The organism is Litorisediminicola beolgyonensis, from assembly GCF_042679605.1.
GTDB lineage: Bacteria > Pseudomonadota > Alphaproteobacteria > Rhodobacterales > Rhodobacteraceae > Litorisediminicola > Litorisediminicola beolgyonensis.
This window is the reverse complement of the sequence record NZ_JBHTMU010000056.1, coordinates 1-20,028: the sequence shown is the minus strand read 5'-3', so window position 1 is coordinate 20,028 and position 20,028 is coordinate 1. Positions and strand designations below refer to the sequence as shown.

The window sequence follows — 20,028 nt, the reverse complement described above, 5'->3', positions numbered from 1 at the left end:
TGGGCTGCGAGGCCGCGCTCGGCGACGCGCCCAAGGCGCGCGGTGTGGTGCTCCGGCGGCGCTCTGGGCGGCCGGTGCTGCGGCTCGACCTGACGCGGCTCGGGCCGGAGATGGCCTACCGCTTTGTCCATCGGGCCGATCTGGTGGCGGCTCTGGCCTCGGCGGCAACCACGGCCGGGGCCGAGATCGTAACCGGCGCGCGCGCCACGCCCGAAGAGGGGGGCGTGGGGCTCGAGGACGGGACCCTATGGACGGCCGATCTCGTCATTGGCGCGGATGGTCTTCATTCGGTCCTGCGCAGCGTGCTGAACGGCGAGGCGCCGCCGCGGTTCACCGGACAGGTCGCCTGGCGCGCGACCGTGCCGAACGTGACCGGACATCCCGACGAGGCGCATGTGCATATGGGGCCGGGGCGGCATCTGGTCACCTATCCGCTTCGCGGTGGATCGCTGGTCAATCTGGTCGCGGTCGAGGAGCTCCGGGACTGGGTGGCGGAGGGCTGGTCGCATCGCGACGACCCGGCGGCGCTCCGCGCGGCCTTCGGTGATTTTTCGGGCGACGCAGGCGCCTTGCTCGCCGCCGTCGAGACGCCTTATCTCTGGGGGCTCTTCCGGCACCCGGTGGCGCCGCGCTGGTGGGGCGCGCGCTCGGTTCTGCTGGGCGACGCCGCGCATCCGACGCTGCCCTTCCTGGCGCAGGGAGCCAACATGGCGCTCGAGGATGCCTGGGTCCTGGCGCGCATGCTGGCGCGCCACGGCATCGGCGAGGACGGGCTCTCGGCCTACGCGGCGGCGCGGCGCGACCGTGTCGCGCGGGTACTCGCCGCGGCGGATGGCAATGCCCGGAAATACCATCTGCGCGAGCCGATCGCCGGGGCCGCCCATCTGGCGCTCGGGATCGGCGGGCGGCTGGCGCCGGGCGCGATGATGAAAGGCTTCGACTGGCTCTACCGCCATGACGTGACCGCCTGATCGACGACAAGGGGCCGGACCGGCACCTTGGAAGGGGCAGACAGCGGCGCAGGGCGTGCTAGGACTGGGGCAAGAGAGAGGAGCTCAGATGGATCGGTTCGACGACTGCCCCGAACAGGCGCTGGCCTGGCATCGCGACGGCACCGGCGCGGTGCTCGCCACCGTCACCCAGACCTGGGGATCGGCGCCGCGGCGCGTGGGCTCGCAGCTTGCGATCTCGGGCAAAGGCGAGATCCGCGGCTCGGTCTCGGGCGGCTGCGTCGAGGGCGCGGTGATCGTCGAGGCGCTGGAGGCGCTTGAGGACGGCCGCGCGCGCGAGCTGGAGTTCGGGGTCTCGGACGATGACGCCTTTGCCGTCGGGCTCGCCTGCGGCGGCACCATCCGGGTGCTGGTCGAGCCGGTGGGCGCGGAGCTGACCGAGGCGCTTCTTGCCGATCTGGTCGCGGCGCGGGCGGAGCGACGGGCGGTGGCCTATGTGGCCGATCTCGACAGCGGCGCGCGGCGCGTCGACGGCCACGGCCATGCCGAGCGCTTCCGGATGGACCGCTCGGGCTTCGACGAGGACGCGCCGCGGGTCTTCGTCGCCATCCACAACCCGCCCTTGCGGCTGATCGTGGTCGGCGCGGTGCATATCGCGCAGGCGCTGGTTCCGATGGCGCGGATCGCGGGCTACGATCCGGTGCTGGTCGACCCGCGCGAGACCTTCGGGTCGGACGCGCGGTTTCCGGGGGAGCGTATCCTCAACGACTGGCCGGACGAGGCGGTTGCCGAGATCGGTCTCGACGGGCGCACCGCGCTGGTGCTCCTGACCCATGACCCCAAGCTCGACGATCCGGCGCTGATCCAGGCGCTGCGCTCGGGCTGCTTCTATATCGGGGCGCTGGGCTCGACCCGGACCCATGCCAAGCGCGTGGCGCGGCTGACCGAGGAGGGGTTCACCGAGGCCGAGATCGGGCGCATCCACGGGCCGGTCGGTCTTGACATCGGGGCGGCGGGACCGGCCGAGATCGCGGTGTCGATCCTGGCCGAGATGACCCGGGTGCTGAGGCAGGGCAGGTGATCTTCGGCGATTGCGATCTGGACGAGGCCGAGGGCGCGATCCTCGCCCATTCCGTCCCACTTGCCAAAGGGCGCCTGCGCAAGGGCACCCGGATCGGCAGGGCGGAGATCGAGACGCTCCGCGCCGCAGGTCATGCCCATGTGACGGTCGCGCGGCTCGAGGCGGGCGATGTAGAGGAGGATGCCGCCGCGGCTCGGCTTGCACGCGCGCTGGTGCCCGAGCCCGAAGCGGCGGGCCTCAGGATCGGGCGCGCGGCGACGGGGCGGGCCAATCTCTTTGCCGAGGCGCCGGGCATCGTCGAGATCGACGCCGAGGCGATCCACGCGGTCAATCGCGTCGATCCGATGATCACGGTCGCGACCGTCGCGCCCTGGCAGCGGACGCGGGAGCGGGCGATGGTCGCGACGGTCAAGATCATCGCCTACGCGGTCCCGGAGGCGGCGCTCGCTTCGGCCTGCGAGGCGGCGGCGGGCGCGATGCGGCTCCGGCCGGTGACGATCCGATCGGCAGAGCTGATCCAGACCGAAGTTTCGGGCGCGTCCGAGGACGGCCGGAAGGGGCAGGAGGCGATCGGCGCGCGGCTCGAGAGGCTGGGCGTCGCGCTTGCCCCGATCCGTGTGGTGCCGCATGAGACCGGCGCGCTGGCCGAGGCGATCGCGCGCTCCGAGGCCGAGGCGATCTTCGTGCTCACCGGATCGGCCACCTCCGACATCGCCGACGTCGCGCCCGAGGCGCTGCGGCGGGCTGGCGGCGAAGTGGCGCTCTTCGGGATGCCGGTCGATCCCGGAAATCTCCTTTTTCACGGTGCGCTCGGGTCCAAGCCGGTGATCGGTCTGCCGGGCTGCGCCCGAAGCCCGGCGCTCAACGGCGCGGATTGGGTGATGGAGCGCCTTCTCTGCGGCGTACCCGTCAGCCGCGACGACATCGCGCGCATGGGTGTGGGCGGGCTTCTGAAGGAAATCCCGCTCCGCGGTCACCCGCGCGAAGGCTGAACCCGGAACTGTGCTCCTCTGCGCCGCGTTGGCGAAGGGGAGGACCACCATGTCGAGACACGAAAGCGCGGAGATCGTGGCGCGGGAGCGCCCGGAGCTTCTGATCTTCTGCGGTGTGGCGGGCCTGATCGGCACCCTGGCGCCGCTCGCGATGATCGTCTGGGCCGACGCAGTGGCCGAGCATGATTTCATCGCCGACACGATCAGCGACCTGGCGCGCGGCGATCATAAGTGGATCATGGACCTGGGGTTCTACCTCAATGCAGGCGGCCTCCTGGCACTGGCCATTGCCGCCGCGCATGCGCATCTCGGACGGGCGGGCTGGTCCATCGGGATCGTGACGCTGGCGCTTCTGTCGCTGACCGTGGTGATGCTGGGGCTCTGGGACAAGTTCCACGATGCCGATTACAACCCGCCTGGCATGACGGTGCACACCAAGCTCTCCTTCGCGCTCGGGCCGCTCTATCTTGTGGGTCCGCTGTTGATGGCGCAGGGCGCGGGCGGGGTGCGGCGCGCCTACCTGTGGCTGTTTCTCGCCTCGGCGGGGCTCTGGATCGCCTTCGCGGCGGCCTTCAAGCTGGCGCCGACCGGGTATGACGGCATTCTCGAGAAAGTCGCGATCACCATGACCTGGCTCTGGACCGTGCCGCTCGGGGCGCTGTTCATCAGCCGCGGGCTCGGCAAGCGGCACCGGATCACCGAGCGCTGAGGCCTCGGACGCCGCGCGGACGGCCCAACCAACGAAAAAGGGGCGCCGCTGGCGCCCCCCGTAACCCTTCGATGCGGCGCGGTTATTTCACCGGGCCGATCATCATCACCATCTGGCGACCTTCCATCTTCGGCATGTTCTCGACCTTGCCGATTTCCTTGACGTCGTCGGCAACGCGCTCGAGCAGGTCCCGTCCGAGGTTCTGGTGCGCCATCTCGCGGCCGCGGAAGCGCAGGGTGACCTTCACCTTGTCGCCGTTTTCCAGGAACTTCACGACGTTTCTCATCTTCACATCGTAGTCGTGGACGTCGGTGTTCGGGCGGAACTTGACCTCCTTGACCTCGATGATCTTCTGCTTCTTGCGTGCTTCGGCTTCGCGCTTCTGCTGTTCGTATTTGAACTTGCCGAAATCCATGATCTTGCAGACCGGCGGCGAGGCGTTGGGGGAAATCTCGACGAGGTCGAGCCCGGCCTGTTCGGCCAGTTCCATGCCGCGGGCGGGCGTGACGACACCGACATTCTCGCCATCGGCTCCGATCAGGCGGATTTCGGAAACGCGGATACGATCGTTGACGCGCGGTCCGGTTTCACGGGTGGGCGGCGCGTTATGGGGTCTGCGAGCTATGGCTTGGTCCTTTCAAGAAGCTTTCGGTCAGGGGCGCAAAGTAAGCTTTGGTACGGGGCCTTTCAAGCGGCAAATCGGGCCGGGCCGACGGGCGACGCAAGCCGTTGCCTGCGGAACCTGCAAGAAAAGATGCATCATATCCGGAATCGTTTTGAATCAGGCAAATTAATCTGACATTATGAATGTATTCCCAAAGTGACAGGTGGAGACGATGTCGAGAACCGCCGATCCCCTGCGTCTGTTCGAACCGCGCGTGATCGGGACACTGCTGGCCTTTGTCGGCCTCTGCGGAACGCTTTTCGTGCTCATCGCCGGATGGGTGGGTGGCCTGGAGGCCGTGGTGCGGGCCGGACCCGATCTGGCGGCGATGATGCCCTCGACGGCGGTCGCTCTGGCGGCGCTGTTTGCAGTGCACGCGCTCTTCGGACGGTCCGGGCGGCCTCCCAAGGTGACGCTGATCGGCCTTCTGATGACGGCGGCCTTCCTGCCGGTGATCAACCTGATCATGCTTGCGGTCGGGGCCTCGGGGCTCGAAGCCAGCTTCGCGCCCGTGCGCGACACCGATCGCATGGCGGCCGGGACCGCCATTCTGACGCTCGTGGCCTGCGCTGCGACCGCGTCGCTCTTCCTGGGCAGCGCCGCGCGGCAGGGCTGGACACTGGCGCTCAGCACGCTGGGCCTGTCGACCTCGGTCGCGATCCTGATCGCTCACCCCTTCACGCCCGGCTCGCATTACGCTCTGCCGGGCTGTGCCGAGATGTCGATCTTCACCGCCGTGGCGCTGTTGACGCTCTTCGCGACGCTCCTGGTGCGTCTCTGGGAGCGGAACGAGGACTGACCGCCAGACGTCGGATCAGTCGAGGAACGCCTTTTCCACCACGTAATGCTTGGGGTCCGAGTTCGCCCCTTCCTCCAGCCCGTAGCCTTCGAGAAGCTCCTTGATCTCGAGGTTGAAGGCGAGATTGCCGCACACCATCGCACGATCGGTCTCGGGCGTGAGCGCCGGCACGCCGAGATCGGCGAAGACCTCGCCCGAGCGCATCAGGTCGGTGATGCGGCCCATCTTCGGGCTCTCCTCGCGGGTGGTGGTCGGGTAGTAGCGCAGCTTGGCGAGGTTCTCCGGCCCGATCAGCTCGGCCAGGAGCTCGTCCGACTGGATGGTCTTGATCAGCTCGGCCCCGTAGGTCAGCTCGCCGACTTCGCGGCAGGTATGGGTGAGGATGACCTCGTCGTAATCCTCGAAGGTCTGCGGATCGCGCAGAAGCGAGGCAAAGGGCGCGATGCCGGTGCCGGTGGCGAAGAGCCAGAGCCGCTTGCCGGGTAGGAGCGCGTCATGGACGAGCGTGCCCACGGGCTTGGGGCGCAGGATGATCTCGTCGCCGGGCTGGATGTGCTGGAGCCGCGAAGTCAGCGGGCCGTCCTGCACCTTGATCGAGTAGAACTCGAGCTCCTCGTCCCAGGAGGGCGAGGCGATGGAATAGGCGCGCAGGAGCGGCTTGACCTTGCCGGTCTTCGGATCGGGATCGCCCATCAGGCCGATCATCACGAACTCGCCCGACCGGAAGCGCAGGCTCGCGGGCCGCGTCACGCGGAACGAGAACAGACGGTCGGTCCAGTGCGTGACCTCCGTCACGATCTGAGCGTCGGGCAGCGCCAGCTTGGGCGCCTCTTTCTTCTTCTCGGCGGTGCGGTCGGTCATGATCTGGTCTTCGGGCATAACATCTCTCGCCGGCGGACGCCGACGCCTTTCGTCCTAACGGGTCGGGAGCGCGGGGGGAAGGCGGCGTGCTGCCTCAGCCCCGAAGCCGCGCCTGATAGTCGTTCTCCTGCCAGTCGGCGCGGAATCGCCACTGGTCCTCGGGCTGACGCTGGGCGAGCTCGTCCGAGATCTCGACCGCGTCGAAGCCCGCGCGGCGCGCCATGGCGTATTGATCGGCGATCACGTGGCCCGAGGCGCGCAACGCGCCCCGATAGCCGCGCAGGCGCAGAAGCCGCGCTAGTGTGAAGCCGCGCCCGTCCGAGAAGGACGGAAAGGCGATCTTCACGCGCTCCGCGCCTGCGGTCAGGGCGGAAAGCTCCGCCGGATCGGTATCGGAGGCCAGCTCGATCACGTCGCCGGTCCACTCGTCGGGGCCGAAGCCCGCATCGGTCACGATCACGCTCATGCGCTCTCTCCTTGTCTCTGGATGCGGCCGTTCACGATATGGATGCCGCATTCGTCCTTGTCCTGTCCGCGCCAGCGCCCGGCGCGCGGGTCCTCGCCCGGAGCCACCTTGGAGGTGCAGGGCTGGCAGCCGATCGACGGGTAGCCCTGCGCCACCAGCGGATGCCGGGGCAGGCGGTTTTCGTCCATGTAGGCGCGCACGTCCTCGGGCTGCCAATGGGCGAGCGGGTTCACCTTGATCCGGCCCGTGGCCTCGTCGAGCTCGAAGAAATCGAGCGCCGAGCGGCGGCCGGACTGGTAGCGCTTCCGGCCCGTGATCCAGCCATCGAACCCGTCGAGCGCCTGCTCCAGCGGCAGCGTCTTGCGCAGCGCGCAGCAGGCGTCGGTGTCCGAGAACCTCAGCGCGCCATAGGGATCGCGCGCCTGAAGCGTCGCGGCATCGGTGCGCAGCACGCGCACGTCGCGCAGGCCCAGGCGCTCGGCCACCTCCTGCTGGTACACCAGCGTCTCGGCAAAGAGGAGCCGGGTGTCGATGAAGAGCACCGGCGTGGATCGGTCCACGACCGCCACGAGATGCAGAAGCGCGACGCTTTCGGCGCCGAAGCTCGACACCATCGCGATCCGGCCCGCCTCGGGGTCCTTCAGCGCGCCGCGCAGCACGTCAGTCGCACCGTGGTGGCGGTAGCGCGCATTGAGCGCCGCCACGCGCCCGCGCAGTTCGTCCAGCCGCGCGGCGCCCGGGGCCCGCGCGCGGTGGTCGTCCGTTTGATCTGGTTGATCCGGGATGCGTTCAGGCAGCATTGGCGCGCGTCTCTTCCTTGGCGGGATAGAGCGCCGCCTTGAACGGCGCCATCCCGGTCCGCCGGTAGGTGTCGAGGAAGCCCTCCTCGGCATTCATGCGCTCGGCGAGATAGCTTTTGATGATCCGCTCCACCGCAGGCACGATCTCGTCCGCCGGGAAACCGGGTCCGGTGCGCTCGCCAAGGCTCGCCGCCTCGGTGTGGTCGCCGCCGAGCGTGATCTGGTAGTTCTCGACGCCCGCACGGTCGAGCCCGAGGATGCCGATATGGCCCACATGGTGGTGCCCGCAGGCATTGATGCAGCCCGAGATCTTGATCTTCAGACCGCCCACCTCGTGCTCGATCTTGAGCGCGTCGATGCGGGTCGCGATCTCCTGCGCGATCGGGATCGAGCGGGCCGTCGCCAGCGCGCAGTAATCCATGCCGGGGCAGGCGATGATGTCCGAGACAAGCCCGATATTCGCCGTCGCGAGCCCGTGCGCGGCAAGCTCCGCATGGATCGCGGGCAGGTCAGAGCGATGGACATGCGGGAGCACGACGTTCTGCTCGTGGCTGATCCGCAGCTCGTCATGGCCGTAGCGCTGGGCGAGATCGGCCATCACGCGCATCTGCTCGGCGGTCGCGTCGCCCGGCGTCTCGCCATGCTTCTTGAGGCTGATCTGCGCGATGGCGTAACCCGGCGCACGGTGCTCGGCGAGGTTGGTGTCCGCCCAGGCGCGGAAGACCGGATCGGCGGCATAGGCCTGGTCGAACGCGTCGGTCGGCGCGTCGCGGAATTCGGGCGCGGCGAACTGCGCGCGGATCGCGGCCAGCATCTCCTGGTCGACGCCCGAGAACGCCTGGCGGGTCTCGGCGAAGCGGGCCTCGACGAGGCTTCGGATCTCGTCGATCCCGTGCTCGTGCACGGTGATCTTGATGCGCGCCTTGTACTTGTTGTCGCGACGGCCGAGCAGGTTCCAGACCGACACCACGGCCTCGAGATAGGGCAGGAGGTCCGACTCGGGAACGAAGGGATCGATGATCTTGCCGATCATCGGCGTCCGGCCAAGGCCGCCGCCCACCAGGACGGTGTAGCCGATCTCGCCCGTGTCGTTCTTCACGATGCGCAGCCCGATGTCATGCGCGGCGGTGACGGCCCGGTCGGCGGGCGCGCCGGTCACGGCGATCTTGAACTTGCGCGGCAGGAACTGGAACTCCGGGTGGTCGGTCGACCACTGGCGGATCAGCTCGGCCACCGGGCGCGGATCGGCGATCTCGTCCGCGGCGGCCCCGGCGAAATGATCGGCGGTGACGTTGCGGATCGTGTTGCCGGAGGTCTGGATGGCGTGCATCTCGACCTCGGCCAACGCATCGAGGATGTCGGGCACGTCCTTGAGGTTCGGCCAGTTGTACTGGATGTTCTGGCGCGTTGTGAAATGGCCGTAGCCCTTGTCCCACCGCTCGGCGATCATCGCGAGCTGGCGCATCTGACCCGAGTTCAGCGTGCCGTAAGGGATCGCCACGCGCAGCATGTAGGCGTGAAGCTGCAGGTAGAGCCCGTTCATCAGCCGCAGCGGACGGAACTCCTCCTCGGTGAGGCTGCCGTCGAGACGGCGCTCGACCTGGGCGCGGAACTGGGCGTTGCGGGTCGCGACGTAGCGGGCGTCGAAATCTGAATAGCTGTACATGGTATCTCTCCTGGCGGGCTTGGGACGCGATTAGAGCTCTGGGGCTTGGCCCTGGGCCTGCTTGCCGTGCCGGTAATTGGAGGGGCCGGTGGCGCGGAACGCCTCGCGGAAATGGGTGGGCTTGGCGCCGCCGGGGCGCGGCGTGACATCGGCGAGATAGGCGCCGACGATCTCGGACTGGCGGCGCTCGGCCTCGAGCAGCCGCACCTGGGCATGCGCCTCGTCGGTCAGGACCTCCGCCCCGGCCAGCTCGCGGGTCCAGCTGTCATCGGCGGCAAGATAGATCACGTCGCCCTCGACCAGCGCATTGCCGGTGACGACCTTGGGGGTGAAGGAGCGGGGCATCAGGAGACCTCCTGGGTTTTCAGCGCGGGCATCGCGGTGGCGGCGTCGCGGGGGGCGAGGCCGTAGAGAAGAAGGGCAGGGCCGTCGAGCGCGGCCTCGGTCAGGGCATCGGACAGGTCGCCCAGCGTCGCCCCGATGACGCGCTGATCGGTGCGCGAGGCGTTCTCGATCACGGTGACGGGTGTGGCGCGGTCGGCGCCGTGCATCATCAGGCGGCCTTGCAGGAAGCGCGCGGCGCGCTTGCCCATATAGATCGCGGCGACCTCGCCGGGACGCGACAGGGCGGCCCAGTCGTGATCGGCGAAGCCCGCCATGTCGTGACCGGTCAGGAACCGGACCGAGGCGTTGCGGCCGCGGCGGGTCAGGCTCTGGCCGATGGCGGCGACCGAGGCGGAGGCGGCGGTGATGCCGGGCACGATGGTCCAGGAGACGCCGGCGGCCTCGCAGGCCTCGATCTCCTCGTCGAGACGGCCGAAGACGGTCGCATCGCCGGATTTCAGCCGCACGACCTGCGCGCCTTCGCGAGCATGGGCGACGATGAGCGCGTCGATCTCGTGCTGCGGCGTGTGGCGGCCGAAGGCCTCCTTGCCGACATCGATCATCCGCGCTTCGCGGCGGGCGAGTTCGAGGATCTCGGGGCTGACGAGCCGGTCGTAGAGCACGACATCGGCCTCATCGAGCGCGCGCCGCGCCTTCAGCGTCAGAAGTTCGGGGTCGCCAGGACCGGCACCGACAAAGGCCACATGGCCGATGCGCGCCTCGCGGGCGAGGTGGCGGGGCAGCAGGTCTTGGAGCGCCCGGGCCGCGCTGTCTTCGCCCGGATCGCGCTCGAGCGCGCGGGGGCCGCTCTCGAAATACCAGTCGCGCCAGAAATCGCGCCGGGGACGGCCGGGCGCGAGCCGCTCGGCCATCTTGCGGAAGCCTTTGCCGACCCGGGCCAGAAGCCCGAGCTGGGCGGGCAGGCGCGCTTCGAGATCGGCCTTGATTGCGCGCGCGAGCACCGGGGCGGCGCCCTCGGTGCCGATGGCGACGGTCACCGGATCACGGTCGACGATCGCGGGGGTGATGAACTGGCTGTCCCCGAGGTTGTCGACGATATTGACCAGCGCACCGTCGGCGCGCGCCAGGGCCGAGGTGCGGGCATCCTCGACAGCGTCCTCGTCGGCGGCATAGAAGAGCACCGCGCAGGTCGCATCGCCCGGCGCCATCGCGCGCTCGACAAGGCGCAGGCGCCCGGCTTTGGCCAGATCCCGGATCTCGGGCGCGGGTGCGGGAGAGAAGACGGTCAGATGCGCTTCGGTCTTCAGGAGAAGGCGCAGCTTGGCGAGCGCGGCCTCGCCGCCGCCCGACAGCACGACGCGGCGGCCGGCAAGCGCCACGAAGATGGGGAAATGCTGCATTGGACGACCTCTGGCCTGTTCGCGTTTCTGTCTCCTGATATAGAATTTTGTTCTGGTTTTCGGCTAGGGGATTGAGAAAACAAGAGCGATTGTTCTACGGTGACGCCAGCGCGGGAGTGTTTTTCCTGCATTCGGGCAAAAGGGAGAACGCCATGTCGCTCGATCCGGTCGATCGCAAAATCCTGATCGAGTTGCAGCGCGACGCGAGCCAGTCACTGGATGAGATCGCCAAGGCGGTGGGCTCGTCGAAGACCCCGGTCTGGAACCGGATCCGCAAGATGCGCGAGGCGGGGATCATTGGGCAGCAGACGGTTCGGCTCGATGCCGAGGCCTTGGGGTTCGAGGCCTGTTTCTTCGTGCTGATCCGGACCTCGGAGCACGAGGCCGACTGGCAGCGGCGATTCCTGAAGGCGCTGAAGGAACGACCCGAAGTGCAGGAGGCGCACCGGCTGGCGGGCGATATCGACTACATTCTCAAGGTGAGGGTGCAGAACGCGCGCGCTTACGACGCGTTCTATCAGGCGCTGATCTCAGAGGTGAAGGTCCACAACGTGACGGCCCTTCTGTCGATGGAGGAGATCAAGTCGACGTCCGACCTGCCGCTGTGACGTCGCGCGCGGCAAGCCGATCTGGTGGACGGGTGTCGCCAGGCGGCCGAATTCCGAACCGGAATTCGCGCGAAATCCGGTTCGGATTTCGCCACCGCCCGTGACGAGCGGCCCGTCAGCCGATCGCGACGGCTTTCACGTCGTCGTCGATGAACGGCACGTATTGCTCGAAATTGTCCGCGAACATCTGCACGAGCTTCGCCGCCTGCGCGTCATAGGCCGCCTTGTCATGCCAGGTGCGGCGCGGATCGAGCAGCACTTCGGGCACGCCGTCGACGGCGACCGGAACCTCGAAGCCGAAATTCGGGTCCTTGCGGTACTCAACATCCGCGAGCGCGCCCTGCAGCGCCGCGGTGAGCAGCGCGCGGGTCGCCTTGATCGGCATCCGCTGGCCTTCGCCATAAGCCCCACCGGTCCAGCCGGTATTGACGAGCCAGCAGGTCGCCCCGTGCTTGGCGATCTTCTCGCGCAGCAAGGAGCCGTAGACCTCGGGCCGGCGCGGCATGAACGGCGCGCCGAAACAGGTCGAGAAGGTCGGCTGCGGTTCGGTCACGCCACGCTCGGTCCCGGCCACTTTCGCGGTGAAGCCCGACAGGAAGTGATACATCGCCTGCGCCGGGGTCAGCCGCGCGATCGGCGGCAGCACCCCGAAGGCGTCGCAGGTCAGCATGACGATGTTCTTCGGGTGCCCGCCGAGCCCGGTGGGCGAGGCGTTCGAGATATAGTCCAGCGGATAGGCGCAGCGCATGTTCGCCGTCAGGCTGTCATCGTCGAAATCAAGCTCGAAGGTCTCGGGATCGAAGACCATGTTCTCGATCACGGTCCCGAATTTCGAAGTGGTGTCGTAGATCTCGGGCTCGGCCTCGCGGCGGAGGTTGATCGTCTTGGCGTAGCAGCCGCCTTCGAAGTTGAAGGTGCCGCGATCCGACCAGCCATGCTCGTCATCGCCGATCAGCACGCGGCCGGGATCGGCCGACAGGGTGGTCTTGCCGGTGCCGGAGAGGCCGAAGAACACCGCCGTGTCGACCGGGTTGCCGGGCGCGTGGTTGGCCGAGCAATGCATCGGCATGATGTTCTTCTCGGGCAGGAGGTAGTTCAGAAGCGTGAAGACCGATTTCTTGTTCTCGCCCGCGTATTCGGTGTTGGCGATCAGGATCAGCTTGCGGTCGAAATTCAGCGCGATCACGGTCTCGGACCGGCAGCCGTGCCGCTTGGGATCGGCCTTGAAGCTCGGGCAGTTGATCACGGTGAAATCGGCGTTGAACTCGTCGATCGCTTCGGTGTCGGGGCGACGTAGCATGTGGCGGATGAACAGCCCGTGCCACGCGAGTTCGGTGACGATCCGCACGTCGATGGAATTGGCCGGATCGGCGCCGCCCACGAGGTCCTGCACGAAATAGTCGCGGCCCTTCATGTGGTCGACCATGTCGGCGTAGAGCGTGTCGAACCCCTCGGGGCTCATCTCGGCGTTGTTGTCCCACCAGATGGTCTCTGCGACGCTGTCGGTCTTGACGACGTGCTTGTCCTTCGGCGAGCGGCCGGTGAACGCGCCGGTGGTGACGAGAAACGCGCCGCCGCAGCCAAGCGTGCCTTCGCCCCGCGAAAGCGCTTCCTGCACCAGCGCCGGTTCGCGCAGGTTGTAATAGACAGTGCCGAGCCCCTCGATCCCTTGATCTTCGAGCCGGAAGTTCGGGTTCACCCGTCCATGTGTCATCTGTCTTGCTCCTTCGGCCGCGGCCCTGTCGCGCGGCGATCTCTCACAGGCGGTGGCGCGGAGACGCGACCGTCGCTGACGCCGTCTAAGCGCCAGTATGCCGGGGATTAACAGTCGGGTTGGGGTATGAACAGACCGCGCGCCGGACGTTAGCGCAACCACGCCCAGTTTAGCGCAACCACGGCGAGAGGCGGGCGGCAGAGTGCGGTAATTTAGCCATTGGTTACGAATTTCTGTCTGGATGGACACAGTTGCGGCGGCTGATTCGCAGAAGGCATTTGCTGAAATGGCGGAATGTGCTCATACTGTGGAAAAAATCATAAAGTGAGCAGTACAAGGAAAACCCTATGTCCAAGATCGCCCTCGTGGACGATGACAGGAATATCCTGACATCTGTCGCCATGACACTCGAAGCCGAGGGCTTCGAGGTTGAGACGTATAATGACGGCCAGCAGGCACTGGACGCATTCAACAAGAAGCTGCCCGACATGGCGGTCTTCGACATCAAGATGCCCCGGATGGATGGCATGGACCTGCTGCAGCGCGTGCGCCAGAAGTCCAAGATGCCGATCATCTTCCTGACCTCCAAGGATGACGAGATCGACGAGGTTCTCGGCCTGCGCATGGGCGCGGACGATTACGTCAAGAAGCCGTTCTCGCAGCGCCTTCTGGTCGAGCGCATCCGCGCGCTTCTGCGCCGTCAGGAAGCGGTCGCCACCAACGCCGTGGGCGACACCGAAGAGACCAAGCTCATGGTCCGCGGTTCGCTGACGATGGATCCGCTGCGCCACTCCGTGACCTGGAAGGGCAAGGACGTCTCGCTCACCGTGACCGAATTCCTGCTCCTGCAGGCCCTGGCACAGCGCCCGGGTTTCGTGAAATCGCGCGATCAGCTCATGGATGTCGCCTATGACGACCAAGTCTATGTCGACGACCGCACCATCGACAGCCACATCAAGCGGCTGCGCAAGAAGATGCGCTCGGTGGATGACGACTTCTCCGCCATCGAGACGCTCTATGGCATCGGGTACCGCTACAACGAAGAGTGATCATGGCCCTCGCCGAGGATCTCTCCCTGCAGGATACGGCGTCGCGCGACAGGCGCGACGACGATCTTGTTCTGGGCGACGAATGGGTCGCTCCTGACGGCACGGTCGAGACCGAGCTGCGCGAAAGCCGTGCGCGGCGGGGTCTGTTCTCGCTCAACCGCTCGCCCCTGACGCGCAAGATCATCACCTTCAACCTGATCGCGCTCAATGTCCTGGTCGCGGGCATCCTCTATCTCAACTCGTCGCGCGACACGCTGGCGCTCCAGAAAAGCGCCGCGGTCGAAAGCGAAGCCCGGCTGATCGCCAACGTGTTCGAGGCGCAGCTGCCCGAAAGCGGGCGGGTGAGCCTGGCCTCCGACAGGGATATCGACACCGCCGCAACGCTCGAGGCGCTCTCGCTGAGCGACGGCATGCGGCTTCTGATCTTCGATGACGGGCTCTTCCTCGTGGGCGAGACCGCGGGCGTCGCGTCCGATCCGACCGCCGCGGCACCCGCCGAGCGCCAGACGCTGATCTCGGATTTCCTGGCGACGCTCTGGCAGGCGACGTCGAGCGTCTTCACCATGCTGACCGAAACCCAGCCGCGCTCGCTCGAGGATCGTCTGCGCCAGCTGATCGAAGCCGAGGGCATGGACACGATCCGCGTGATCCAGGGCACCAACCCGGCCGGCGAGACGATGTTCACCGCGCTCACCCCGATCCAGCAGAACGGCACCACAATCGGCGTGATCGGACTGGTCTCTCCCGCCGCCGAGATCGACACCGCCGTCCGGCTCGAGCGCGAGCGGGTGCTGCAGATGTTCGTGATCGCCACGCTCGTCTCCATCGGCCTCAGCCTCGTCTTGTCCTCGACCATCGCGAACCCGATCTCCGATCTGGCCGACGCCGCGGAAATCGGCCGTGACCGCAACCGCCGCAGCGTCGCGCCGGGCCGCGTCCGCATCCCCGACCTGACCGCGCGGCCCGATGAAATCGGCCGCCTGTCCGGCGCGCTTCGGGGCATGGTCGCCGCGCTCTACGACCGGATCGACGCGAACGAACAGTTCGCCGCCGATGTCGCGCACGAGATCAAGAACCCGCTCGCGAGCCTGCGCTCGGCCATCGGGTCGCTGCGCATCGTCAAGAAGCCCGAGCATCGCGACAAGCTCCTCGACGTGATCGAACATGACGTGCGCCGCCTCGACCGGCTCGTCTCGGACATCTCCAACGCCTCCCGGCTCGACAGCGAGCTCGTCAAGGAGGAGGAGGAAGAGTTCAACCTCGTCGGCATGCTCGACAACCTTACGCAATATCTCGGCGAGGACGCCAAGAAGCGCGGGATCGAGTTCATCACCGATCTGCCCGCCCGCCCGATCCAGATCCAGGGCCTCGAGGCGCGGCTTGCGCAGGTCTTCGTCAATCTCATCACCAACGCGATCTCCTTCTGCGAGGACGGCGACGCGATCCGGCTCTGGGTCCGGCGCCGCGACAACCGCGTGCTGGTGGTGGTCGAAGACACCGGTCCGGGCATCCCGGAGCAGGCGCTCACCAAGATCTTCAAGCGCTTCTACTCGCAGCGGCCCGAGGGCGAGTTCGGCAACAATTCCGGCCTCGGTCTCGCGATCTCGAAGCAGATCGTCGAGGCGCATGGCGGCGTGATCTGGGCCGAGAACATCCGGCCGACCGAGGCCGACATCACCTCCGAACCGCTGGGCGCACGCTTTGTCGTGGGTCTTCCGATCTGACGACCGGCGCGGCCCGCGCGCCAGCCATCCGTGAGCGATCCCATGCGCCTGCATGCCAGCGCCGTGGCCCTGAGCGGCCGCGGCGTTCTGATTCTGGGCAGCTCGGGCGCGGGCAAATCCGCGCTGGCGCTCGCGCTGATCGCCCGTGGCGCCCGGCTCATCGCCGATGATGCCGTCGAGGTCCGGACCGTCCCGGAGGGCCTGCATCTCTCCTGTCCAGAGGCGGGGCGCGGCCTGATCGAGGCCCGCGGTGTCGGGCTGCTCCGCGCCGAGCCGGTCGAGGCGCTCGCCGCGCTCGTGGTCGATCTCGACCAGGACGAGGCCGAGAGGCTGCCGCCCGCCCGCAGCTATACAATCCTGTCACATCCCCTGCCGCTTCTCGGCAAGAGCCGCTATATCGACATGGCGGACGCCATTCCCCTCTGTCTCACCGGCGGCCGCCGGGAGGGCCTCGATCCATGACCCAGCACGCGCAGCGCGTCGTCCTTGTCACCGGTCCCTCGGGCGCCGGGCGCGCGACCGCGATCAATGCGCTCGAGGATTTCGGCTTCGAGGCCATCGACAACATCCCGCTCAGCCTCATCCCGCGTCTCCTCGACGGGCCCGTCGCGCTGCAGCCGATGGCGCTCGGGGTGGATGTGCGCAACCGCGATTTCTCGGTCGATGCCTTTATCGAGCTTGCGCTGATGCTCGGGCGGCGACCGGAGCTGGAGCTGGAGCTTCTCTATCTCGACTGCGCCACCGACGTGCTGGTCCGCCGCTTCTCCGAGACCCGCCGCCGCCATCCGCTCGCCACCGACAGCGCGCCCGAGCAGGCGATCGCGCAGGAAAAGACGCTGCTCGAGCCGCTGCGCGCGGTGTCCGACACCCTGATCGACACGTCCTCCTTCAGCCCGCACGACCTGCGCGCCGCGCTCGAGAACTGGTTCGGCCGCGGCACCGAGCGCGGCCTTGCGGTGTCGCTCAATTCCTTTTCCTACAAGCGCGGCTTGCCGATGGGGGCCGACATGGTGATCGATTGCCGCTTCCTCGCCAATCCGCATTGGGTGCCGGACCTGCGGGCGCTGACCGGGCGCGACGCCGCCGTCGTCGCCCATGTCGCGGCGGACCCGCGCCATGCGGAATTCCTCGAGCGGATCACCGGAATGCTCACCTTCCTCTTGCCCGCGCACCGGGCCGAGGGGAAATCGCATTTCACCATCGGCTTCGGATGCACCGGCGGGCAACACCGCTCGGTTGCCGTAACGGAAAGCGTGGCGGCTGGCCTTGCGGAGGCAGGCTGGCGGGTGTCAATTAGGCATCGCGAGCTCGAGCGGCGCGGGATGGTCCCGGGCCCGGGCGACGCGGAACCAAGGTAGGGACGGCGGAGCGTGATCGGGATCGTCATCGTGGCGCATGGCGGGCTCGCGCGGGAATATCTCGCGGCGGTCGAGCATGTCGTCGGCGCTCAGGACGGCATTCGGGCCATCTCGATCGAGGCCGAGCATGACCGCGCGGCCAAGCAGCGCGAGATTTGCGATGCCGCCGATATCGTGGATCACGGCGAAGGCGTCGTGATCGTTGTCGACATGTTCGGGGGCTCGCCGTCCAATCTCAGCCTGCGCGCCTGCCAGCCCGAGAACCGGCGCATCCTCTACGGCGCGAACCTGCCGATGCTGATCAAGCTCGCCAAATCGCGCCATCTACCGGTGCCCGAAGCCGTCCGCGCGGCGCTCGAGGCCGGGCGCAAGTACATAGACAGCCAGAACATCCCGCCCGGTCGCGACATGGGCCCGGGCGCGGGCGAGGGGGACAACCCGAGATGACCGAAACGGTTCACAGACGGCTGAAGATCATCAACGAAAAGGGCCTCCACGCCCGCGCCTCGGCCAAGCTCGTCGAGGTGGTCGAGGGGTTCGACGCCTCCTGCGAGGTCACGAAGGACGGGCATGACGCGTCCGGAGACAGCATCATGGGGCTCCTGATGCTCGCGGCTTCGAAGGGCAGCGAGATCGAGATCGACTGCCGCGGGGCCGATGCCGAGGCCTTGGCCGACGCGATCGAGGCGCTGGTCGCGGATTATTTCGGCGAGGGCCGCTGAGGCCCGGGCGGCGGAGCGTCTGCACAAGGTAGCACACCGTCTTCCGACGGCAGACAGCCACTCAACACATAAGAGCGTTGCGCGTGTTCCGGCGCGGGCGACAGCCCGCGCCGCCGGTCGGATCGGCGCAGCCGATCCGAAACTCCTCTCAGCGCGTCGGAACCGGCTTCTCGCCGCGGTAGTCGTAGAATCCGCGATTGCTCTTCCGCCCGAGCCAGCCCGCCTCCACATATTTCGACAGGAGCGGGCAGGGACGGTACTTGGTGTCGCCCAACCCGTCATGCAGCACGTTCATGATCGCGAGACAGGTGTCGAGCCCGATGAAATCCGCAAGCTCCAGCGGTCCCATCGGGTGATTGGCGCCGAGCTTCATCGCCTCGTCGATGGAATAGACCCCGCCGACACCCTCGTAGAGCGTGTAGACCGCCTCGTTGATCATCGGCATCAGGATGCGGTTGACGATGAAGGCCGGGAAATCCTCGGCCGAGGCGGCGGTCTTGCCGAGCGTGTCGACCACGCCGAGGCAGGCCTCGTAGGTCTCCTGGTCGGTCTGGATGCCGCGGATCAGCTCCACGAGTTTCATGATCGGCACCGGGTTCATGAAGTGGAACCCCATGAACTTCTCCGGCCGGTCGGTGCGCGAGGCGAGACGCGTGATCGAGATCGACGAGGTGTTCGAGGTCAGCAGCGTCTCGGGCTTCAGATGCGGCAGCAGCGTCTCGAAAATCTTGTTCTTGACCTCTTCGCGTTCGGTCGCCGCCTCGACGACGAGATCGCTTTGCCCGAGATCGGCCAGCGTCGCCGTCGCGGTGATCCGCGCGAGCGCCGCGTCGCGGGCATCTGCGCTGATCTTCTCGCGGCTGACCTGCCGGTCGAGATTGGCGGCGATCTGCGTCATCGCCGCGTCGAGCGCCTCCTGCGAGATGTCGTTGAGCAGCACGTCATAGCCCGCAAGCGCCATCACATGGGCAATGCCGTTGCCCATCTGTCCCGCGCCCACGACGCCGACGGTCTTGATTTCCATGCCGCACCCTTTCTGTCGCGCCTGTCCCGCGACCATATGCGGGCGGCGCGGGCAGGAGCAAGGCAGGTCGGAACAGTTCGAGACGCATTTGAGCTTTAGCGAATCCGCAAGGCGAATCGTGCAGCCTCCCTGGATCACCAGACCGGGGGCACCGACATGACGCATGCCAAGGACGGGCGCGGCGGCCTGAATTACGACCCCTGCCGCTATGGCAAGAGCCGGGTGGCCTTTCGCGGGCCCCAGGCCGATCTCGACGGGCGCTACCTGGCCTGTATCGGCAGCACCGCGACCTATGGCCGGTTCATTCCCGACCCGTATCCGACGCTCCTCGGGCAGGCCTTGGATCTTCCGGTCGTGAATTTCGGGGCGGTGAATGCCGGTCTCGACTTGGTGTTGCACGACCCTTCGGTGCTCGAGATCGCGCTTTCCGCCGATGCGGTCGTGCTCCAGGCGATGGGCGCGCAGAACATGTCGAACCGCTTCTACGCGGTGCATCCGCGCCGCAACGACCGTTTCGTCAAGGCCTCTCGCATCCTCACCGCGCTCTATCCCGAGGTCGATTTCAGCCAGATCGCCTTTACCCGGCATCTCCTCGACGTACTCTACGCCACGGGCCGCGAGCGGTTCGATTTCGTGGTCGAGGAACTGCAGACCGCCTGGACCGCGCGCATGCTGCGCCTGCTCGACCAGTTCGAGGGGCGCGCGGTGCTGTTCTGGTTCGCCGACATGGCACCGCCCGACAAGGCCATGATGCCGGGCGAAGCGCGCCACCTGAACGAGCCGGTCTTCGTGACACGCGCGATGCTGGCCGAGGCCGGGACCCGCGCGCTTTCTGTGGTCCAATCCGTGCCGAAGGCTGGCGCAGGCGACACGGGGACCGAAGGCATGGTCCATTCCAGCTTCGATGCGCTCGCCGCCGCCGAACAGATCGGCCCGGCCGGTCACGCCGAGGCCGCCTCGGCCTTGGCCAGGGCGCTGGCCCCGCGACTGGCCGAAGTGGGGGCGGGGTAAGGCAAGCCCTAGGCTCAGGACCCATTGATCTGAGCCGAAGGGCATGATTCACCGCACGAAAACAGAGCGGTGATATGTCTAATCT

General features: G+C 67.4%; 22 protein-coding genes. 13 read left to right on the top strand and 9 right to left on the bottom strand.

Annotation, left to right across the window (positions count from 1 at the left end; all coding sequences use genetic code 11):
* The 4 genes from ACFQ4E_RS19255 to ACFQ4E_RS19240 form a co-directional block, all read left to right on the top strand.
* A partial coding sequence (locus ACFQ4E_RS19255; protein WP_386806160.1) for an FAD-dependent monooxygenase occupies positions 1-971 on the top strand: 971 nt, incomplete at its 5' end.
* Between the two features lie 88 nt (positions 972-1,059).
* On the top strand, positions 1,060-2,031 hold the full coding sequence (locus ACFQ4E_RS19250; protein ID WP_386806159.1) for an XdhC family protein: 972 nt from the start codon (positions 1,060-1,062) through the stop codon (positions 2,029-2,031).
* Positions 2,028-3,023, top strand: a complete 996-nt coding sequence (locus ACFQ4E_RS19245; RefSeq protein WP_386806158.1) for a molybdopterin-binding protein — start codon at positions 2,028-2,030, stop codon at positions 3,021-3,023. The genes ACFQ4E_RS19250 and ACFQ4E_RS19245 overlap by 4 nt, the downstream gene beginning before the upstream one ends.
* 49 nt (positions 3,024-3,072) lie before the next feature.
* The gene (locus tag ACFQ4E_RS19240; RefSeq protein WP_386806157.1) at positions 3,073-3,732 is read left to right on the top strand and encodes a DUF998 domain-containing protein; all 660 of its coding nucleotides are present in this window, start codon (positions 3,073-3,075) and stop codon (positions 3,730-3,732) included.
* A gap of 82 nt (positions 3,733-3,814) precedes the next feature.
* Here the strand turns inward: ACFQ4E_RS19240 and infC are convergent, their stop codons facing one another.
* Complete coding sequence (infC, locus tag ACFQ4E_RS19235; protein ID WP_386806161.1) at positions 3,815-4,357, bottom strand: translation initiation factor IF-3; 543 nt, start codon at positions 4,355-4,357, stop codon at positions 3,815-3,817.
* A gap of 211 nt (positions 4,358-4,568) precedes the next feature.
* Here infC and ACFQ4E_RS19230 point away from each other — a divergent pair, with 211 nt between their 5' ends.
* On the top strand, positions 4,569-5,195 hold the full coding sequence (locus ACFQ4E_RS19230; protein ID WP_386806156.1) for a hypothetical protein: 627 nt from the start codon (positions 4,569-4,571) through the stop codon (positions 5,193-5,195).
* 15 nt (positions 5,196-5,210) lie between these two features.
* On the opposite strand, the gene ACFQ4E_RS19225 is transcribed toward ACFQ4E_RS19230, so the two are convergent.
* The 6 genes from ACFQ4E_RS19225 to cysG all read right to left on the bottom strand — a co-directional run bounded on the left by ACFQ4E_RS19225 (position 5,211) and on the right by cysG (position 10,733).
* Complete coding sequence (locus tag ACFQ4E_RS19225) at positions 5,211-6,074, bottom strand: ferredoxin--NADP reductase (protein WP_386806155.1); 864 nt, start codon at positions 6,072-6,074, stop codon at positions 5,211-5,213.
* Between the two features lie 76 nt (positions 6,075-6,150).
* Entirely contained in the window at positions 6,151-6,522 is a 372-nt protein-coding gene (locus ACFQ4E_RS19220; RefSeq protein WP_386806154.1) for a DUF934 domain-containing protein, read from the bottom strand.
* A complete protein-coding gene (locus tag ACFQ4E_RS19215; RefSeq protein ID WP_386806153.1) occupies positions 6,519-7,322 on the bottom strand; it encodes a phosphoadenylyl-sulfate reductase in 804 nt (267 codons plus the stop codon). Before ACFQ4E_RS19215 ends, ACFQ4E_RS19220 begins: the two co-directional genes overlap by 4 nt.
* Complete coding sequence (locus ACFQ4E_RS19210) at positions 7,312-8,988, bottom strand: nitrite/sulfite reductase (RefSeq protein ID WP_386806152.1); 1,677 nt, start codon at positions 8,986-8,988, stop codon at positions 7,312-7,314. The genes ACFQ4E_RS19215 and ACFQ4E_RS19210 overlap by 11 nt, the downstream gene beginning before the upstream one ends.
* 30 nt (positions 8,989-9,018) lie before the next feature.
* On the bottom strand, positions 9,019-9,333 hold the full coding sequence (locus ACFQ4E_RS19205; RefSeq protein ID WP_386806151.1) for a DUF2849 domain-containing protein: 315 nt from the start codon (positions 9,331-9,333) through the stop codon (positions 9,019-9,021).
* Positions 9,333-10,733, bottom strand: a complete 1,401-nt coding sequence (gene cysG / locus ACFQ4E_RS19200; protein WP_386806150.1) for a siroheme synthase CysG — start codon at positions 10,731-10,733, stop codon at positions 9,333-9,335. The genes ACFQ4E_RS19205 and cysG overlap by 1 nt, the downstream gene beginning before the upstream one ends.
* A gap of 152 nt (positions 10,734-10,885) precedes the next feature.
* On the opposite strand from cysG, the gene ACFQ4E_RS19195 reads away from it, so the two are divergent.
* A complete protein-coding gene (locus ACFQ4E_RS19195) occupies positions 10,886-11,341 on the top strand; it encodes an Lrp/AsnC family transcriptional regulator (protein WP_386806149.1) in 456 nt (151 codons plus the stop codon).
* A 115-nt stretch (positions 11,342-11,456) separates the two neighbouring features.
* Here the strand turns inward: ACFQ4E_RS19195 and ACFQ4E_RS19190 are convergent, their stop codons facing one another.
* Positions 11,457-13,055, bottom strand: a complete 1,599-nt coding sequence (locus tag ACFQ4E_RS19190) for a phosphoenolpyruvate carboxykinase (protein WP_386806148.1) — start codon at positions 13,053-13,055, stop codon at positions 11,457-11,459.
* 347 nt (positions 13,056-13,402) lie between these two features.
* Here ACFQ4E_RS19190 and ACFQ4E_RS19185 point away from each other — a divergent pair, with 347 nt between their 5' ends.
* Genes ACFQ4E_RS19185 through ACFQ4E_RS19160 form a run of 6 tightly spaced genes read left to right on the top strand, consistent with a single transcriptional unit; the run spans position 13,403 to position 17,908 of the window.
* The gene (locus ACFQ4E_RS19185; RefSeq protein WP_386806147.1) at positions 13,403-14,104 is read left to right on the top strand and encodes a response regulator transcription factor; all 702 of its coding nucleotides are present in this window, start codon (positions 13,403-13,405) and stop codon (positions 14,102-14,104) included.
* 2 nt (positions 14,105-14,106) lie between these two features.
* On the top strand, positions 14,107-15,828 hold the full coding sequence (locus ACFQ4E_RS19180; RefSeq protein WP_386806146.1) for a sensor N-terminal transmembrane domain-containing protein: 1,722 nt from the start codon (positions 14,107-14,109) through the stop codon (positions 15,826-15,828).
* Between the two features lie 42 nt (positions 15,829-15,870).
* Positions 15,871-16,290: an HPr kinase/phosphorylase gene (locus tag ACFQ4E_RS19175; protein WP_386806145.1), complete on the top strand. Its 420-nt coding sequence runs from the start codon at positions 15,871-15,873 to the stop codon at positions 16,288-16,290.
* Positions 16,287-17,186, top strand: a complete 900-nt coding sequence (rapZ, locus tag ACFQ4E_RS19170; RefSeq protein ID WP_386806144.1) for an RNase adapter RapZ — start codon at positions 16,287-16,289, stop codon at positions 17,184-17,186. Before ACFQ4E_RS19175 ends, rapZ begins: the two co-directional genes overlap by 4 nt.
* A gap of 12 nt (positions 17,187-17,198) precedes the next feature.
* A complete protein-coding gene (locus tag ACFQ4E_RS19165; RefSeq protein ID WP_386806143.1) occupies positions 17,199-17,633 on the top strand; it encodes a PTS sugar transporter subunit IIA in 435 nt (144 codons plus the stop codon).
* Entirely contained in the window at positions 17,630-17,908 is a 279-nt protein-coding gene (locus ACFQ4E_RS19160; RefSeq protein WP_386806142.1) for an HPr family phosphocarrier protein, read from the top strand. The genes ACFQ4E_RS19165 and ACFQ4E_RS19160 overlap by 4 nt, the downstream gene beginning before the upstream one ends.
* A 148-nt stretch (positions 17,909-18,056) precedes the next feature.
* On the opposite strand, the gene ACFQ4E_RS19155 is transcribed toward ACFQ4E_RS19160, so the two are convergent.
* Positions 18,057-18,932 (bottom strand): 3-hydroxybutyryl-CoA dehydrogenase, encoded by an 876-nt coding sequence (locus tag ACFQ4E_RS19155; RefSeq protein WP_386806141.1) that lies wholly within the window; start codon positions 18,930-18,932, stop codon positions 18,057-18,059.
* A 156-nt stretch (positions 18,933-19,088) separates the two neighbouring features.
* Between ACFQ4E_RS19155 and ACFQ4E_RS19150 the strand changes: the two genes are divergently transcribed.
* Entirely contained in the window at positions 19,089-19,943 is an 855-nt protein-coding gene (locus tag ACFQ4E_RS19150) for a DUF6473 family protein (protein ID WP_386806140.1), read from the top strand.
* Positions 19,944-20,028: the final 85 nt, after the last annotated feature.

Coding starts and splice junctions, on each gene's coding strand:
- ACFQ4E_RS19180 (WP_386806146.1), top strand. CDS start 14,107: ATGGCCCTCGCCGAGGATCTCTCCCTGCAGGATACGGCGTCGCGCGAC.
- ACFQ4E_RS19250 (WP_386806159.1), top strand. CDS start 1,060: ATGGATCGGTTCGACGACTGCCCCGAACAGGCGCTGGCCTGGCATCGC.
- ACFQ4E_RS19240 (WP_386806157.1), top strand. CDS start 3,073: ATGTCGAGACACGAAAGCGCGGAGATCGTGGCGCGGGAGCGCCCGGAG.
- ACFQ4E_RS19220 (WP_386806154.1), bottom strand. CDS start 6,522: ATGAGCGTGATCGTGACCGATGCGGGCTTCGGCCCCGACGAGTGGACC.
- ACFQ4E_RS19230 (WP_386806156.1), top strand. CDS start 4,569: ATGTCGAGAACCGCCGATCCCCTGCGTCTGTTCGAACCGCGCGTGATC.
- ACFQ4E_RS19160 (WP_386806142.1), top strand. CDS start 17,630: ATGACCGAAACGGTTCACAGACGGCTGAAGATCATCAACGAAAAGGGC.
- ACFQ4E_RS19225 (WP_386806155.1), bottom strand. CDS start 6,074: ATGCCCGAAGACCAGATCATGACCGACCGCACCGCCGAGAAGAAGAAA.
- rapZ (WP_386806144.1), top strand. CDS start 16,287: ATGACCCAGCACGCGCAGCGCGTCGTCCTTGTCACCGGTCCCTCGGGC.
- ACFQ4E_RS19195 (WP_386806149.1), top strand. CDS start 10,886: ATGTCGCTCGATCCGGTCGATCGCAAAATCCTGATCGAGTTGCAGCGC.
- ACFQ4E_RS19175 (WP_386806145.1), top strand. CDS start 15,871: ATGCGCCTGCATGCCAGCGCCGTGGCCCTGAGCGGCCGCGGCGTTCTG.
- cysG (WP_386806150.1), bottom strand. CDS start 10,733: ATGCAGCATTTCCCCATCTTCGTGGCGCTTGCCGGCCGCCGCGTCGTG.
- ACFQ4E_RS19215 (WP_386806153.1), bottom strand. CDS start 7,322: ATGCTGCCTGAACGCATCCCGGATCAACCAGATCAAACGGACGACCAC.
- ACFQ4E_RS19210 (WP_386806152.1), bottom strand. CDS start 8,988: ATGTACAGCTATTCAGATTTCGACGCCCGCTACGTCGCGACCCGCAAC.
- ACFQ4E_RS19185 (WP_386806147.1), top strand. CDS start 13,403: ATGTCCAAGATCGCCCTCGTGGACGATGACAGGAATATCCTGACATCT.
- ACFQ4E_RS19150 (WP_386806140.1), top strand. CDS start 19,089: ATGACGCATGCCAAGGACGGGCGCGGCGGCCTGAATTACGACCCCTGC.
- ACFQ4E_RS19205 (WP_386806151.1), bottom strand. CDS start 9,333: ATGCCCCGCTCCTTCACCCCCAAGGTCGTCACCGGCAATGCGCTGGTC.
- ACFQ4E_RS19155 (WP_386806141.1), bottom strand. CDS start 18,932: ATGGAAATCAAGACCGTCGGCGTCGTGGGCGCGGGACAGATGGGCAAC.
- ACFQ4E_RS19190 (WP_386806148.1), bottom strand. CDS start 13,055: ATGACACATGGACGGGTGAACCCGAACTTCCGGCTCGAAGATCAAGGG.